Annotated in this window: 19 protein-coding genes; 8 read left to right on the forward strand and 11 right to left on the reverse strand. The window is 64.9% G+C overall.

Annotated features, from left to right (window positions below):
• Positions 1-326, reverse strand: a 326-nt coding sequence (locus GPT34_RS15430) for an ATP:cob(I)alamin adenosyltransferase (RefSeq protein WP_291014302.1), incomplete at its 3' end; no start/stop codon positions are given.
• Positions 327-536: 210 nt separating this feature from the next.
• Between GPT34_RS15430 and GPT34_RS15435 the strand changes: the two genes are divergently transcribed.
• From GPT34_RS15435 to GPT34_RS15445, 3 genes are all read left to right on the forward strand, one after another.
• Positions 537-812 carry an EF-hand domain-containing protein gene (locus GPT34_RS15435; protein ID WP_291014305.1) on the forward strand — a complete coding sequence of 92 codons (276 nt, stop codon included), beginning with the start codon at positions 537-539 and terminating at the stop codon, positions 810-812.
• Between the two features lie 102 nt (positions 813-914).
• Complete coding sequence (locus GPT34_RS15440; RefSeq protein ID WP_291014309.1) at positions 915-2339, forward strand: FAD-linked oxidase C-terminal domain-containing protein; 1425 nt, start codon at positions 915-917, stop codon at positions 2337-2339.
• Positions 2340-2430: 91 nt separating this feature from the next.
• A complete protein-coding gene (locus GPT34_RS15445; protein WP_291014311.1) occupies positions 2431-3546 on the forward strand; it encodes an NADH:flavin oxidoreductase/NADH oxidase in 1116 nt (371 codons plus the stop codon).
• 24 nt (positions 3547-3570) lie between these two features.
• Here GPT34_RS15445 and GPT34_RS15450 read toward each other — a convergent pair whose 3' ends face one another.
• From GPT34_RS15450 to mnmG, 7 genes are read right to left on the reverse strand one after another with little or no spacing between them, the layout of a single operon-like run.
• The gene (locus tag GPT34_RS15450) at positions 3571-4338 is read right to left on the reverse strand and encodes a class I SAM-dependent methyltransferase (protein ID WP_291014313.1); all 768 of its coding nucleotides are present in this window, start codon (positions 4336-4338) and stop codon (positions 3571-3573) included.
• Positions 4339-4366: 28 nt separating this feature from the next.
• Positions 4367-5308 carry a ParB/RepB/Spo0J family partition protein gene (locus GPT34_RS15455; protein WP_291014385.1) on the reverse strand — a complete coding sequence of 314 codons (942 nt, stop codon included), beginning with the start codon at positions 5306-5308 and terminating at the stop codon, positions 4367-4369.
• 2 nt (positions 5309-5310) lie between these two features.
• A complete protein-coding gene (locus GPT34_RS15460; protein ID WP_291014316.1) occupies positions 5311-5856 on the reverse strand; it encodes an alpha/beta hydrolase in 546 nt (181 codons plus the stop codon).
• 19 nt (positions 5857-5875) lie between these two features.
• Complete coding sequence (locus tag GPT34_RS15465) at positions 5876-6646, reverse strand: AAA family ATPase (RefSeq protein ID WP_291014318.1); 771 nt, start codon at positions 6644-6646, stop codon at positions 5876-5878.
• Positions 6647-6664: 18 nt separating this feature from the next.
• Positions 6665-7279, reverse strand: a complete 615-nt coding sequence (locus GPT34_RS15470) for a LysE family transporter (protein WP_291014321.1) — start codon at positions 7277-7279, stop codon at positions 6665-6667.
• A gap of 60 nt (positions 7280-7339) precedes the next feature.
• The gene (gene rsmG / locus GPT34_RS15475) at positions 7340-7990 is read right to left on the reverse strand and encodes a 16S rRNA (guanine(527)-N(7))-methyltransferase RsmG (RefSeq protein ID WP_291014323.1); all 651 of its coding nucleotides are present in this window, start codon (positions 7988-7990) and stop codon (positions 7340-7342) included.
• Positions 7987-9972, reverse strand: coding sequence for a tRNA uridine-5-carboxymethylaminomethyl(34) synthesis enzyme MnmG (mnmG, locus tag GPT34_RS15480; protein ID WP_291014325.1), 1986 nt, complete (start codon positions 9970-9972; stop codon positions 7987-7989). The genes rsmG and mnmG overlap by 4 nt, the downstream gene beginning before the upstream one ends.
• 169 nt (positions 9973-10141) lie before the next feature.
• Here mnmG and GPT34_RS15485 point away from each other — a divergent pair, with 169 nt between their 5' ends.
• Positions 10142-10735, forward strand: a complete 594-nt coding sequence (locus GPT34_RS15485) for an NAD(P)H-dependent oxidoreductase (RefSeq protein WP_291014328.1) — start codon at positions 10142-10144, stop codon at positions 10733-10735.
• Entirely contained in the window at positions 10735-11004 is a 270-nt protein-coding gene (locus tag GPT34_RS15490) for a YkgJ family cysteine cluster protein (RefSeq protein ID WP_291014331.1), read from the forward strand. Before GPT34_RS15485 ends, GPT34_RS15490 begins: the two co-directional genes overlap by 1 nt.
• 50 nt (positions 11005-11054) lie before the next feature.
• On the opposite strand, the gene GPT34_RS15495 is transcribed toward GPT34_RS15490, so the two are convergent.
• The 3 genes from GPT34_RS15495 to GPT34_RS15505 are packed head-to-tail and all read right to left on the reverse strand — an operon-like array spanning position 11055 to position 12819.
• Complete coding sequence (locus GPT34_RS15495; protein ID WP_291014333.1) at positions 11055-11624, reverse strand: YceI family protein; 570 nt, start codon at positions 11622-11624, stop codon at positions 11055-11057.
• Between the two features lie 47 nt (positions 11625-11671).
• On the reverse strand, positions 11672-12229 hold the full coding sequence (locus tag GPT34_RS15500) for a YceI family protein (RefSeq protein WP_291014335.1): 558 nt from the start codon (positions 12227-12229) through the stop codon (positions 11672-11674).
• A complete protein-coding gene (locus tag GPT34_RS15505; RefSeq protein WP_291014388.1) occupies positions 12226-12819 on the reverse strand; it encodes a cytochrome b in 594 nt (197 codons plus the stop codon). The genes GPT34_RS15500 and GPT34_RS15505 overlap by 4 nt, the downstream gene beginning before the upstream one ends.
• Before the next feature lie 129 nt (positions 12820-12948).
• Here GPT34_RS15505 and GPT34_RS15510 point away from each other — a divergent pair, with 129 nt between their 5' ends.
• The 3 genes from GPT34_RS15510 (at position 12949) to GPT34_RS15520 (ending at position 14850) form a co-directional block, all read left to right on the forward strand.
• Positions 12949-13602 carry a Crp/Fnr family transcriptional regulator gene (locus GPT34_RS15510; RefSeq protein WP_291014337.1) on the forward strand — a complete coding sequence of 218 codons (654 nt, stop codon included), beginning with the start codon at positions 12949-12951 and terminating at the stop codon, positions 13600-13602.
• Between the two features lie 143 nt (positions 13603-13745).
• Positions 13746-13937, forward strand: a complete 192-nt coding sequence (locus GPT34_RS15515; protein ID WP_291014339.1) for a DUF2892 domain-containing protein — start codon at positions 13746-13748, stop codon at positions 13935-13937.
• A gap of 142 nt (positions 13938-14079) precedes the next feature.
• Positions 14080-14850 carry a class II aldolase/adducin family protein gene (locus tag GPT34_RS15520; RefSeq protein WP_291014341.1) on the forward strand — a complete coding sequence of 257 codons (771 nt, stop codon included), beginning with the start codon at positions 14080-14082 and terminating at the stop codon, positions 14848-14850.
• Position 14851: the final 1 nt, after the last annotated feature.

Below are 14851 nucleotides of genomic sequence, written 5' to 3' on the forward strand. Positions count from 1 at the left end.
AACTCCTGCAGCTTGGGCAGAGTGGCGTTGTGTTCGTCCAGCGCGTGGTCCAGCGCGAGCACCGCCTCGGGCTTGAGCAGCTCGAAGCCGGGGATGGAGAGCTCGCCGCCGAGGTTGAAGAGCTGGTGCTGGATCTCCACCAGCAAGCCGCGCACGGCCGGTGGCAGCTCTTCGCACAGCAGCACGCCGATGTTCGAGTTGAGCTCGTCCACGTCGCCCATGGCGTGCACGCGCAGGCTGTTCTTGGAGACGCGGGAGTTGTCCCCCAGGCCGGTGGTGCCGGCGTCGCCGGTGCGGGTGGCGATCTGTGTGAGTCGGTTGCCCATGGGTGGCTCGCTGATGAATCTTCGAAGTAAACATTCATTGTGCGCGATTCACGCTGCGTAACAAGTCGCTCGCTTTTGTGACCTGCGAAAGCTGGCTGTCATTCACGCAAAAGGCGGCAAAACCATTGGCCAGGCTTGACTTGCTGCTATGAAATGCGCAGAGCTTCCCAGTTCCGGGTGGGGATTTTTCAACCGATTGGAGTCACACACATGTCCTACCGCCGACACATCGTCGATTTTGAAGAGCGCAGCGTGGCGTTGTTCACCGCCTGCACCCTGGGCTTCGCGGGAGCCGCCTTCGCGGAAAGCACTGCAGCCGCTGCCGGCAGCGAACAGGAAGTGGCCGCCATGTGCAAACAGGCCGACAAGAACAGCGACAAGGCGCTGAACATGCCAGCGGTCTCCGAGCAGTTCAAGACCATCGACGCCAACGGTGATGGCGCGATCTCGGAGGCCGAGTTCATGGCCACCATGAAGACCAAGTAAGCCCTAGCCAGGCACGGGTCGGCCAGGGCCCGCGCGACGCCGGTTTTTTCGGGGTGGGCGGTACACTGATCTGCTACCTGAGATTTCGCTTGGAGACCGCCCGTGAATGCCCCCACCCCGATCGCCCAATTTGCCCCCGACATCCGGCAACGCGCCGTGCCCGCCGAGCTGATCGCAGGACTGCAATCGCGATTCGGTGCCCAGTGCTCCACCGCCCAGGCGGTGCGCGACCAGCACGGTCGCGACGAGTCGGCATTCACCGTGCCACCGCCGTCCGCCGTAGTGTTTGCGCAGAACACGCAAGACGTGGCCGATGCCGTGAAGCTTGCCGCCGCGCACCGCGTGCCGGTGATTCCTTTTGGCGTCGGCTCTTCGCTCGAAGGCCACCTGCTCGCGGTGCAAGGCGGTATCAGCATCGACGTGAGCCGCATGAACCAAGTGCTGGCGGTGCAGGCTGAAGACCTCACCGTCACCGTGCAGCCCGGCGTGACCCGCATGGCGGTCAATGCCGCCGTGAAGAGCGAAGGCCTCTTTTTCCCCATCGACCCCGGCGCCGATGCGTCCATCGGCGGCATGGCTGCCACCCGCGCCAGTGGAACCAACGCGGTTCGCTACGGCACCATGCGCGAGAACGTACTGGCGCTTGAAGTGGTCACCGCCAGCGGAGAGATCATCCGCACCGGCACCCGCGCCAAAAAGAGCAGCGCGGGCTACGACCTCACCCGCCTGATGGTGGGCAGCGAAGGCACGCTCGGTGTCATCACCGAAGTCACGCTCAAGCTCTACCCATTGCCCGAAGCCATCTCGGCCGCCACCTGCTCCTTCCCCACCATCGAAGCTGCGGTGCGCTGCGTGATCCAGACTATCCAGCTCGGCGTGCCCATCGCGCGCTGCGAGCTGATTGACGCTGGCACGGTGCGCATGGTCAATGCCCACAGCAAGCTCGGTCTGCGCGAAGAGCACATGCTGCTGATGGAGTTTCACGGCTCGCCGGCAAGCGTGAAGGAACAGGCTGAGACCGTGCAGGAGATCGCGACAGAGTTCGATGGCCAGTCGTTCGAATGGGCGACCACGCCTGAGGAACGCACCCGCCTGTGGACCGCGCGGCACAACGCCTACTTCGCCGCCATCCAGAGCAAACCCGGCTGCCGCGCGATTTCCACCGACACCTGTGTGCCCATCAGCAAGCTGGCCGACTGCCTGCTCGACTCGGTAGCGGAGGCCGACGCTTCCGGCCTGCCCTACTTCCTGGTCGGCCACGTGGGCGATGGCAACTTCCACTTCGGTTACCTGATCGATCCGGACAACACCGAAGAGCGCCGCATCGCCGAAGCCCTGAACCACCAGCTAGTCACGCGCGCGCTGGCGCTGGAAGGGACCTGCACCGGGGAACACGGCGTGGGTCTGCACAAGATGGACTTCCTGCTGACCGAGGCGGGCACAGGAGCGGTGGACATGATGCGAACCATCAAGCGCGCATTGGACCCAGACAACATCCTGAATCCAGGCAAGATCTTCACCCTCTGAGCTCGTCACATCAGCTGACCTACTGCCAGTGCCAGTGAGGTTCACGCCAAGGCTTCTCGAACCGCCATCTGAACAACGTGAAGTACACGCCATGACGCTTCTGTTTTCTCCCTATGCCCTGGGTACGGTGACGCTCAAGAACCGCATCGTCATCGCGCCTATGTGCCAGTACTCGGCCGACAACGGCGACGCCACCGACTGGCACCTGATCCACCTGGGCCACCTGGCTTTGTCAGGTGCTGCGCTGCTGATTCTGGAGGCCACCGCGGTGGAGCCCGAGGGGCGCATTTCCCCCGGCGATCTGGGCCTCTGGAGCGATCAGAACGAGGCCGCCTTAGGCCGCGTGCTGCAGGCGGTGCGCCGCTACTCCGACATGCCCATCGGCATCCAACTCGCACACGCCGGGCGCAAGGGCTCCAGCCACGTGCCCTGGCGCGGCGGCCAACTGATTCCTGTGAACGAGGGAGGCTGGGTGCCCTGCGCACCCTCTGCCATGCCCCACGCACCGCACGAGCCAGCGCCTGCGGCGCTGGACCTGGCCGGCCTGAAACGAATCCGCCAGGCGTTTGTGGACGCTGCCATTCGGGCGCACCGGCTCGGCATTGCATTGATCGAGTTGCACGCCGCGCACGGTTATCTGCTTCACCAGTTCCTGTCGCCACTGGCGAACCAGCGTGACGACGCTTACGGTGGCTCGCTGGAGAACCGCATGCGCTTTCCGCTGGAGGTGTTTGATGCCATCCGCGCCGCAGTGCCCGCTGAACTGCCTGTGGGCGTGCGAATTTCCGGGACCGACTGGGTCGAAGGCGGCTGGGACATTGAACAAAGCGTGGCCTTTGGTCTGGCCCTGCGAGAGCGCGGCTGCGCGTTTGTGCACCTCACCAGCGGCGGTGTTTCGCCGTTGCAGCAGATCCCGCTGGCACCCAACTACCAGGTGCCGCTGGCCACCGCTATGCGCGAAAAAACCGGCCTGCCCACCATGGCCGTGGGGCTGATCACGGAAGCGCAGCAGGCCGAAGCCATCTTGGAAGAAGGCCAGGCCGACCTGGTGGCGCTGGCGCGCGGCATGCTGTTCGATCCGCGTTGGCCCTGGCACGCTGCCGCAGAACTGGGTGCGCAGGTGGATGTGCCGCCGCAATATTGGCGCTCGCAACCCAGGGGTTTGAACGGCCTGTTTGGCGACGCTGCCAAGATCGGTCAGCGCTGACGCCAGCGTGGCAGCAACGGCGCTTCAGCGAGCAGTCTTGGGTTCCCGATCGGGCGATGCCACCAATGAGAATGGCGCACGGTAGGCCCAGACCGTGCGCGTTCGTTCGCGTTCCAGCACCGCATCGGGCTCCAGGTTGAGCGCAGGAAACTCCAGGCTCACCAGCCAGGCGCCAGGTGCCAGTTCGGCGCGGGCTTTGTCCACCGCCTTGCCCATGCTTTCCGGTCGCTGAAATAGGTAGACCATCTGGTAGCCAGACCAGTCGGCGCGCCAGATGTCACCGCGCCGCACCCGCGCCCAGGGGCAGCGCAGCGCACACAGCCAGCGCAGCGGCCAGCTCCATTCCAGCCCGTGCAGTTCGGCCTCTGGGTACGCCTGGCGCAAGGCGATCAGGCCATCGCCCACACCGCAACCGGCCTCCAGCACACACGCTCCCGGCGGCAGCGGCGCTCGCTCGCCCAGGCCCTGCAAACCATCGCGTGGCGTGGGGAACAGCGGCGCGTCGCGCCAAGCGTTGAGCGGGTAAATCAGGAGCAACAGGGCCAGCGGCAGCAGCCAATAAGCCGGTGCGAGGGTGAGCGCGCCACTGGCCGCCAGCGACAAGGGAAAGCCCCCTGCCACGATCAGCCGGCGCCACGAGTTGGGCGCCAGCAGGCTACCGGCCACGCCCAGCGCGCAGGCCAGCAGCAGGGCCGCCACAGGCCCCAGCCCCATTGCAACGGCGAGTGTGTAAACCCCCCATGCCGCAGCCCAGACCAGCAGGGCGGGCAAGGGCCAGGGCAGACTCGGCATCACCAGCAGCAGGTCGAATGGCGAGCGCTCAGCGCGCGTTGCCGTGGCCGCGCAGCCGGTCGATCAGGCCATTGAGTTCATCGAGCGAGCCGAACTGGATCGCGATCTCACCGAGCTCCTCAAATCGGCCGTGGCGCTTGACGCGCTTTTTCACCCGCACCTCGACATCGGCGGTGAGCAGGTCGGCCAGCTCTTCTTCCACCCGGCGCACGTCGCGCGACTTTTCTTTCTTGAGCTTTTGTGGCGCGAGCGCGAACTCGGCGCTCAGCTTTTTCACCAGGCTCTCGGCTTCCCGGACCGACATTTTTTTGCCCGCGATCTGGTTGCCAGCCGTGATCTGGGTCGCCTTGTCCAGCGTGAGCAAGGCGCGCGCATGGCCCATATCCAGGTCGCCAGCCATCAGCATGGTCTGCACCGGCTCGGCAAGTTGCAGCAGGCGCAGCAGGTTGCTGGCCGCGCTGCGCGAGCGCCCCACCGCCTGTGCCGCCTGTTCGTGAGTGAGTCCAAACTCCTTCACTAGCCGCTGTAAACCTTGGGCTTCTTCCAGCGGGTTCAGGTCTTCGCGCTGCATGTTCTCGATCAACGCCATGGCAGCGGCAGCCTCGTCGGGCACGTCGCGTACCAGCACCGGCACGCTGTCCAGCCCGGCCAGCCTTGAGGCCCGGAAGCGCCGCTCACCCGCGATGATTTCGTATTTGCCAGCGTGCTCGCCCTGGCTCAGCCGCCGCACCAGGATGGGCTGCATCACCCCCTGCAACTTGATCGACTCGGCCAGTTCGTAGAGCGCACCCTCGTCCATGTGGGTACGGGGCTGATACTGACCAGCCACCAGTTCGGTCAGCGGCAGGCTGGCCGGTGACTGCGCCGCCCGCCCGGCCTCCTGCGCGTCGGGAGAAGCGGCTTCCGCCACTTTGGGGCCCAGTAGGGCTTCGAGTCCGCGGCCAAGGCCTTTGGGTTTTTTGGTGACCATGCTCATGCTTTCGTGGTGATCAGTTCATTCAGCCAGGTCAGGCCTTGCGGCCAGTCGCCCAGCTGGGCTTCGGCGTTGATGTGCCCCCGATAACCCAGGTCTTCGACGCGCGAGCCCCAGGCAGCGGCCAAGTGCCGCGCTCGCTCATAGCGACAGTAGGGGTCATTGCGGCTGGCGACCAGCACGCTCGGGAACGGCAGCGCTTGCGTGGGTACCGGCGACCAGCTCGGCAACACCTCGCGCAAGGCGTCGTCATCGGCGTCGCCCGGCGCTACCAGCAACGCAGCTTGTACCCGGTGGCTGTTCCGGGAGTGTGCCGCCCAGGCGGCGCTGAGGATGCAACCCAGGCTGTGCGCCACCAGCACCACAGGTCCGTCGCAGCACAGCACCACCTCTTCCAGCCGTGCCATCCAGTCGCCGCGTTTGGGCGTCATCCAGTCGTGCTGGTCAACGCGGCAGTAGCCGTGTTGCGTCTCCCAACGGCTTTGCCAATGGTCGGGGCCGCTGTTTTGCCAGCCGGGCAGGATCAGGACGTTCTGAGGTTTCACGTGGAACCAAGACCTGCCGTCACGGCTGTGCAATGCGCGCCACCATTTCGCTGGCAAATGCCAGATAGGCCTGACTGCCCTTGGCCGCCGGGTCGAACACCACCCCGGGCAAGCCGTAGCTGGGGGCTTCGGCCAACCGGACATTGCGCGGAATCACGGTGTCGAACACCTTGTCGCCAAAATGGCTCTTGAGCTGGTCGCTCACCTGCTGCTGCAAGGTGATGCGAGGGTCGAACATGACGCGCAGCAGACCGATGATCTGCAGATCTTTGTTCAGGTTGGCGTGCACCTGCTTGATGGTATTGACCAGATCCGTCAATCCTTCAAGCGCGAAATACTCGCACTGCATCGGTACGATCACCCCATGGGCCGAGCACAGGCCGTTGAGCGTCAACATGGAGAGCGAGGGCGGGCAGTCGATCAGGATGAAGTCGTAGTCGGCATCCACTTCGGCCAGCGCAGACTTGAGCCGCTTTTCGCGCCGCTCGACATCCACCAGCTCGATCTCAGCACCGGCCAGCTCACGGTTGGCGCCTAGCACCTGATAACCACATTTGTCCGGGCAGATCGCTGCCTCGGCCACGCTGGCCGACTCCAGAAGCACGTCGTACACCGAAAGGGCCATGGCGCGTTTGTCCACGTTTGAACCCATGGTGGCATTACCCTGCGGATCAAGGTCGACCATGAGCACGCGCTGACCGATCTTGGCCAGGCCGGCAGCGAGGTTGACGGTGGTGGTGGTTTTGCCGACCCCACCCTTCTGGTTGGCGACGCAGAATATTTTGGCCATCAGGAGTTACGCCCGTCTTTATTTGGAGATGGCCAGCTTGATGCCAAAGCCGATGAGGAAAACGCCAGCAAGCTTGTTCAGCGTCTGGGTGATGCGGGGGTTGGCGCGCACGCGCTCGGCCAGAAAGTGGGTCAGCAGCACCGCAGTGAGGCCGTAGAGAAACGTCAACGCCGCCACCGTGGCCGCCATGGCGCCGAAGGTTATGAGGCCCTGGTGCCTGGCCGGATCGACGAAAAGCGGGAAAAACGCCATGTAGAACACGATCGCCTTGGGGTTGAGCAAGGTGATGGTCAGCGCCTGCTGAAAATACTGCCGTGGGCGGATGTGGAGCACGGGCGCATCGCCCGGCTTGGCGGTCAGCAACCTCCAGCCCAGCCAGGCCAGGTAGGCCGCGCCCAGCCATTGCACCGCGCTGAAGGCCGCCGGGTAGGTCACCAGCAGCGTGGCCACGCCCGCCACCGCGAGCCACATCAGCACCTGATCACCCGCGATCACGCCCAGCGTAGCGGCCAGCCCACCTCGCACGCCACCCTTGCTGGTGGAGGTGATGAGTGCCAGATTGCCCGGGCCAGGAATGGCCAGAAACAGCACGACGGCGGCCACGAACGCGCCGTAATCTGCAATGCCGAACATGGGATTTCCCTCCAGGTAAGCTGGAGAGTTTACGTGAGCCGCCCCGCAAGTCCGCCGGATTCAGCGCGGCAGTGGCTTCAACCAGACGATGCAGCGCTCGGCATCCAGCCCCGGCACGCTCAGAGGTTCCACGTGAAACACCGTCACATCTTCGGACAAGGCCGCGATTTCGTCGGCTGGGTCCTTGCCCTTCATGGCCATCCACACACCGCCGGGATTGAGGGCTTCCCGCGACCAGGTCGTGAAATCGACCAGCGAGGCAAAGGCCCGCGAGCAGATCACATCAAAGCCCCCGCCCCCCTCCGCCCTCAGCGCCTCCACCCGGGCGTGCACGCCGCGCAAGTTGGCGAGCTGCAGCGTGGCTGCCGCCTGCTGGATGAAGGCGGCCTTTTTGCCGACGGTGTCCACACAGGTCACCGCCAAGCCCGGGCAGGCGATGGCGATCACCACGCCGGGCAGCCCGCCTCCCGAGCCGACATCCAGCAGCCGCATGGGACGCCCAGCGGTGTGTCGCTGCAGCGGGCCGATGACGGCCAGGCTGTCGAGCAGGTGGTGGGTCATCATTTCGGCCGGGTCTCGCACCGCCGTCAGGTTGTAGACCCGGTTCCATTTTTGCAGCAGCGCCAGATACGTCAGCAGCCGGTCGACCTGCGCCTCGTCCAGCGCCAGTCCCAGGCGCGCGAGCCCGTCGGTCAGCTCCTCACGGCTCATGCGATGGCTTCGCGGTCGCTGGGTGCAGCAACAGGCAAAGTGGCAAAGCCCTTGAAGCCACCCTTCTTCAGATGGATCAGCAGCAGCGAGATGCTGGCCGGGGTGATGCCTGAGATGCGGGCTGCTTGTCCCAAAGTCTCGGGCCGGTGTTTGGCCAGCTTTTGCCGCGCCTCGAATGAGAGCGCCGCCACCTGCAGGTAGTCCAGATCGGCTGGCAGCCTCATGCCTTCGTAGTGCACGGCCCGCTCGACCTCGGATTTCTGGCGGTCGATGTAGCCCGAGTACTTGGCCGCAATTTCAACCTGCTCCACCACCGCCGCATGCAGGTCACCCAGGGTTTCACGTGAAACACCCTGCCCTGCGTGCTGCCCGCCATTCAGGCTCATCAGGTCCGCGTAGCCCACACCGGGTCGCCGCAGCAGGTCAAACAGGTTGTGTTCGTGCTCGATGGCCTTGCCCAGCACACGTTCGCTTTCATCGGCGGGCAGATTGCGGGGATTCACCCAGGTGGCCTTCAGTCGCTCGGTCTCCGCCGCCACCGCGTCGCGCTTGCGGGCAAACGCGTCCCAGCGCGCATCGTCTACCAGTCCCATGCGCCGGCCGGCTTCGGTCAGGCGCAGGTCGGCGTTGTCTTCGCGCAGCTGCAGGCGAAACTCGGCCCGGCTGGTAAACATGCGGTAGGGCTCGGTCACGCCCTGCGTCACCAGGTCATCGACCAGCACGCCGAGGTAAGCCTCGTCGCGCCGCGGCAGCCAGGGCGCTTCGCCGCGCACCTGCAGGGCGGCATTCAGACCGGCAAACAGGCCTTGGGCCGCGGCTTCTTCGTAGCCGGTGGTGCCGTTGATCTGGCCGGCGAAGAACAGGCTCTGGATCTGCTTGGTCTCAAAGCTGTTCTTGAGCGAGCGCGGGTCGAAGTAGTCGTACTCAATGGCGTAGCCCGGGCGCAGGATGTGGGCGTTTTCCAGCCCGGGCATGCTGCGCACCAGGGCGTACTGGATGTCAAACGGCAGGCTGGTGGAAATGCCGTTGGGGTATACCTCGTGCGTGGTCAGGCCCTCAGGTTCCAGGAAAATCTGGTGGCTGTTCTTGTCCGCAAAGCGGTTCACCTTGTCTTCCACGCTCGGGCAGTAGCGTGGACCCACGCCCTCAATCTGGCCGGTGAACATGGGACTGCGGTCAAAACCAGAGCGGATGATCTCGTGCGTTCGCTCGTTGGTGTGGGTGATCCAGCACGGCACCTGGGCCGGGTGGATGGAGGAGTGGCCCATGAAACTGAACACCGGCACCGGCTGGTCGGGGTTCATGCCGCCGGACACGCCATCCCCGGGCTGTTCGGTGCATTTCGAATAGTCGATGCTGCGGCCATCCAGGCGCGGCGGCGTACCGGTTTTCAGCCGACCTTGCGGCAGCTTCAGCTCCTTGAGCCGAGCCGAGAGGCTGATCGCCGGTGGGTCGCCTGCGCGCCCGGCGGCGTGGCTGCTCAGGCCCACGTGGATCTTGCCGTCGAGGAAGGTGCCAGCGGTCAGCACCACGGTGCGGCTGCGAAAACGGATACCGATCTGCGTCACGGCGCCCACCACGCGGTCGCCCTCCACCATCAGGTCGTCCACCGCCTGCTGGAACAGCCAGAGGTTGGGCTGGTTTTCCAGCGTGCGGCGAATCGCCGCCTTGTACAGCACGCGGTCGGCCTGGGCCCGGGTGGCGCGCACCGCCGGCCCCTTGGAACTGTTGAGGATGCGGAACTGGATGCCGCTTTCATCGGTGGCCAGGCCCATGGCGCCGCCCAGCGCGTCCACCTCCTTCACGAGGTGGCCCTTGCCGATGCCACCGATGCTGGGGTTGCAGCTCATCTGCCCCAGGGTCTCGATGTTGTGGGTCAGCAGCAGGGTGGCGCAGCCCATGCGCGCAGCAGCCAGCGCCGCCTCGGTGCCGGCATGGCCGCCACCGACGACGATCACATCAAATGTTTGGGGGTAAAGCATGAACAAGTCTCCAGGCGCCAGCCTCGGGCGAGTACCTGACAATTTCCATCGATGTGTTCCACGTGAAACACCCGCCCGCATCGGGCCCGAGAGAGGCCAGCCAGGATTGTCCCATCTTTGTCGGACCCCTGCCCAATAAAGCAGCAGCGCCATGCCACACAATCACCCCATGAAACAACCTACCCCCCTCCTCGTCTTCGCCGGCAGCACCCGCGCCGAATCCTGGAACCGCCAACTCGCTGGCGCGGTGGCAGACATCGCCACCGCCGAAGGCGCGCAGGTCACGCGCATCGAACTGGCCGACTTTGACGTGCCGATGTACAACGCCGACTTGGAAGCGCGCGGCACGCCGCGCGACGTGGTGCGACTGAAAGAGCTCTTTCACGACCACCCGGCCTGGCTGGTGTGTTCGCCCGAGTACAACGGCAGCTACACCGGGCTCCTGAAGAACACCATCGACTGGGTGTCGAGCCCGATCAAGGGCGACGCCACCTGGGCCAGCGGCAGCAAGCCGTTTGCCGGCAAGGTGGTCGGTCTGCTGGCAGCCTCACCGGGTGCGCTGGGCGGCCTGCGCAGCCTGGGCCACCTCACCCCGCTGCTGATGAACCTGCAGTGCTGGGTGGCGCCGCGCCAGTTCGCCCTGTCCCGAGCCCACGAAGCCTTCGACCCCAACGGCCAGCTCGCCACCGACACCGCCCGCAGCAACGCCCGCGCCGTGGTGGAACAGGTGCTTTGGGCCGCTCGCCGGTTTCAGGCACCTTGATGCAGTGCAGGACGGGTTGCGCGGCCTGCTGCATCGCGCCGTCCATCAGCAGCGCCGTGCCAGGCCTGCCCCACGGCAAACCGGCCGGCGTGCCTTGTCCACACCTAGACGAGGGTTTGCGCTGCCGCCTGTTTGGCTTGCCCGAACGGCCCGCAGTGTGCGCTTCACTGATGCCAAGCGCGGAGATGTGCGGTGAAGACCGGGCGCATGCGCTCTTATTTTTGAAGCTCCTAGAGGCCGCCACACAGCCGCTTCGAGTTGGTCCATGAACAGAGCCCGCATTTTGCGGGCTCTGTTGAAGGCGACAGCCCAGCGAACCTCACTGCTTGACGGCTTCCACCTGCACCAGCAGACGGACGTCCTTCGGGATGCCCGGCACGCCATAGCCCATGCCGTGTGCTGCGCGATCCAACACGCCTTCGAAATCGCCGCCGCAGACCTCACGCTTGAGCATCGGGCTCTGATAGCAGTTGAACCGGGTGGCCTTGAGCGTGAGCGGCAGCGTCTTGCCGAGCAGGGTGAACTGGCCTTGCACCTCGCTCACCTGGTCGCCGTTAAACACAAAACGGTCCGACACAAAACGCGCCTTGGGAAACTGTTCGGCGTCGAAAAAATCTGCGCTTCGCAGGTGCTTGTCGAACGCCGCCGTGCCAGTGTTGACCGAGGCCACCTCAAAGCTGATGTCGACCTTGCCGGACTTGGCCGCCCGGTCGAAGCTCACAGCACCCTCTTTCTTGTCGAAACGACCCCGGTTGGTCGACGTGGCGAAGTGGCTCACCTCGAACGTCACAAAGGTGTGGGTCGGGTCGATGGTGTACTCGGCCGCTTGGGCCAGGCCGGCGGTGGACAGCAAGGCGGTGGCAGTCAGCAGCGGGAGGGATTTGAACATGGTGATTTCTCCAGGAGGTTGAAACAAGATGAAGGGAAACGAAAAACTCAGAGCTTGGCCACGCCGGTGAGCGCGAGGCGAAAGCGCACCTGCACCTCATCGGCCACCATTGAGGTGTCCGACCACTCCTGGTCACCGATGCGGAAAGTGAGGCGCTTAATAGGGAAACTGCCAGTCGCGGTGGTCTGGGCGCCCCGCTGCTCCAGCGTCACCGGCACCACCAAGTCGCTGCTCACGCCCTTGATGCTCAGCTTGCCGGCCACCTCGAACCGGCTGGCGTCGATGCGTTTGACGCTGCTGGACTGAAAGGTGGCCTTGGGAAACGCGGCGACGTTGAACCAGACCGGTTTGGGCAGCTCCGCATCGGTCTCGCGCACGCCAATCGTGGCGCTGCCGGTGTCGATGGTGAACGCGATGCGGGCAGATGCGGGTTGCGCCGGGTCAAACGCCACCTGTGCATCAAAGGTCTTGAAGCGGCCCTCCACCGGCACACCCAGCTGTCGACTGACAAAGCGGATCTCGCTTTGCGCAGGCACCAACTGCTGAGCGACAGCAGAAAGTGGCAGAAGAACGGCCAAGCTGGCGAGCAACAGCAAACGTTTCATGAAGATTCCTGGGTTCGAGCGGAAGGATCGGTCGACGAGGCCTTCCAGCCCATGCGCGACAGCAGACCGTCGCGGTCGATGAAATGGTGCTTCAGCGCTGCGGCGACATGCAACGACACCAACGCGGCCAGGGCATAGGCGGCATACCGGTGAGCGGCTTTGAGCGCGTCGGCCAGCGATTCGTTCACGGGCACCCAGTCGGGCAACGGCAGCACGCCGAACAGGACGATGGAGAAGCCCGTGGCCGAGCTGTAGGCCCAGCCCAGCAAGGGCACAGCAAAGAACAGCAAGTAGAGGGCGGCGTGGGTTGCGTGGTGCGCCAGACGCTGCCAGGCCGGCATGGCGCGTGCAAACGACGCTGGCAGCGGGGGTGGGCGGTGTGTGAGGCGCCACAGGAGCCGAAGCAACGCCAGGCTGAGCACCAGCACTCCAGCCCACTTGTGCCAGTTGTAGAGCTTCAACCGATCAGGTGAAAACGGCAAATCCACCATGTACAGACCCACCGCAAACATCCCGGCCAGCGCCAACCCCTGCACGGCATGCAACAGCCGGGCGAGCCGTGTGTAGATGAGAGGATGCGTTTCCTGCATGCCTTCACTGTAAACAGCGGCAGCGCCACGCCGCGCCTGCGAACTTGAAGCCAGCATTCAATGAATTTGAATGTTCGGGCCTTCTGGCAACCCCCTCTGCCAGCAAGAGGCCGCTCCTACAATCGCGCCATGAACACCACCGAATCGGCCCAGCTGCTGGAGCTCTACCCAGCTTTCCATGCTTTGCAAAGCTTGCTGGGGCAACTGCCGGTGCACGAGGCACCGCCGGGCACGCCTTTGTTTCGGGAACAGCAAGCTTGTGCGGGCTTTCCGCTGGTGTTGTCGGGCGAGGTGCGCGTCTCGCGGGCCTCTGCCCAAGGACGCGAGCTGGAGCTCTACCGCGTGTTGCCAGGCGAGATGTGCCTGGTGTCCTCTGCCAGCCTGTTTGCCCAGCAGCCGCTGACCGCGCGCGGCACCACCACCGCCGCGACCCGTTTTTGCCTGCTCAGCCCGGGCGACTTCCAGGCCGCGCTCAGTCAGCCGGACTTCAGAGACTTTGTGCTCGGCCTGTTTGCCGCGCGCATGGCCGACCTCACGGCCCTGATTGAAGCCGTGGCCTTTCAGCGGCTCGACAGCCGCCTGGCCGGTGCCTTGCTGGGTCATGGGGCCCAGCTACACGTGACCCACCAGGCGTTGGCCGACGAGCTAGGCACGGTTCGTGAAATCGTCACGCGGCTGCTGCACCGCTTCGAGCGCGACGGCCTGATCGAACTCTCGCGAGAGTGCATCACCATCCGCGACAGCGCCGGCCTACGCGCTGCCGCCACCCTGCCCACGCGCTGAGCGCCATCACCCTTCCGAGGCGTTGGCGGCTATGTGACACAGGTCACAGACTCAGCAAGGCTGCCGAGCTCCAATAGCGCCATGCCCCGGGTGCGTCCACATCGGCCGCCGGGACCCATCAAAATCCTGACAGGAGCACTGACATGACCAAAAACGTAGGCGGCATCGACCGCGGTATTCGCATCGCCTTGGGCCTGGCCCTCATCGCCGCTGCGGCCACTGGCACCGTGGGCGTCTGGGGCTACATCGGTGTGGTGCCGCTGCTGACCGGCTTCATAGGGTGGTGCCCGCCGTACGCCATGCTGGGCTTCAACACCTGCTCGATGAAGAAGTGAAGGCGGTGCTGGCGTTGGCCAGCATGCACTCGCCGCACATCGAATGTGTCTGTCCTGACAGGGACAAGCGCTCCGGGCCTCTTGGGCCTACAGTGTTTCCACAGGCTGCGACGCCTTGCCGCAGTGCACCCGGAGACACACCATGCACATTCCCTCCCTGAAAGAATTGGTCAGCGCCGAAGAATGGGCGCTACGCTGCGACCTCGCCGCTTGCTACCGACTGGTAGCGGCCTATGGCTGGAGTGATCTGGTCTTCACCCACATCAGCGCCAAGCTGCCCGACAGCGTGACCGGTGGGGACCATCAGTTCCTGATCAACCCCTACGGCCTGATGTTCGACGAGATCACGGCCAGCAGCCTGGTCAAGGTCGACATGGCCTGCAACAAGCTGCTCGACTCACCATTTCCGGTGAATCCGGCCGGCTTTGTCATCCACAGCGCCGTGCACGAGGCACGCCCCGAAGCTGGCTGCGTGCTGCACACCCACACGCGAGCCGGCGTCGGTGTGAGCGCTCAAAAGGGTGGCATCTTGCCGATCAGCCAGCAAAGCACCTTCGTGCTGGCTTCGCTGGCGTACCACGACTACGAAGGCGTGGCCTTCCGCCCTGATGAGAAGCCGCGCCTGCAGGCCGACTTGGGCGAGGCCAATTTCCTGGTGCTGCGGAACCATGGTCTGCTGACCGTGGGCAAGACGATTGCCGACGCGTTTCTCTCGATGTACACGTTTGAGAACACCTGCCGCATCCAGGTCGACGCCATGGCGGGCGGCAGCGAGCTGGTGTCGGTGAACCCAGCCATCCTGGCGGGCATGGGCGAGGTCATGAAGATCGCCACCGCCGGCCAGGGCGCGCAGCTGGCCTGGCCGGCGCTACTGCGCAAGGCCGACCGGCTCGATCCGGGCTACAAGATCTGAT

The organism is Hydrogenophaga sp. (genome assembly GCF_011390835.1).
Classification (GTDB): Bacteria; Pseudomonadota; Gammaproteobacteria; order Burkholderiales; family Burkholderiaceae_C; genus Hydrogenophaga.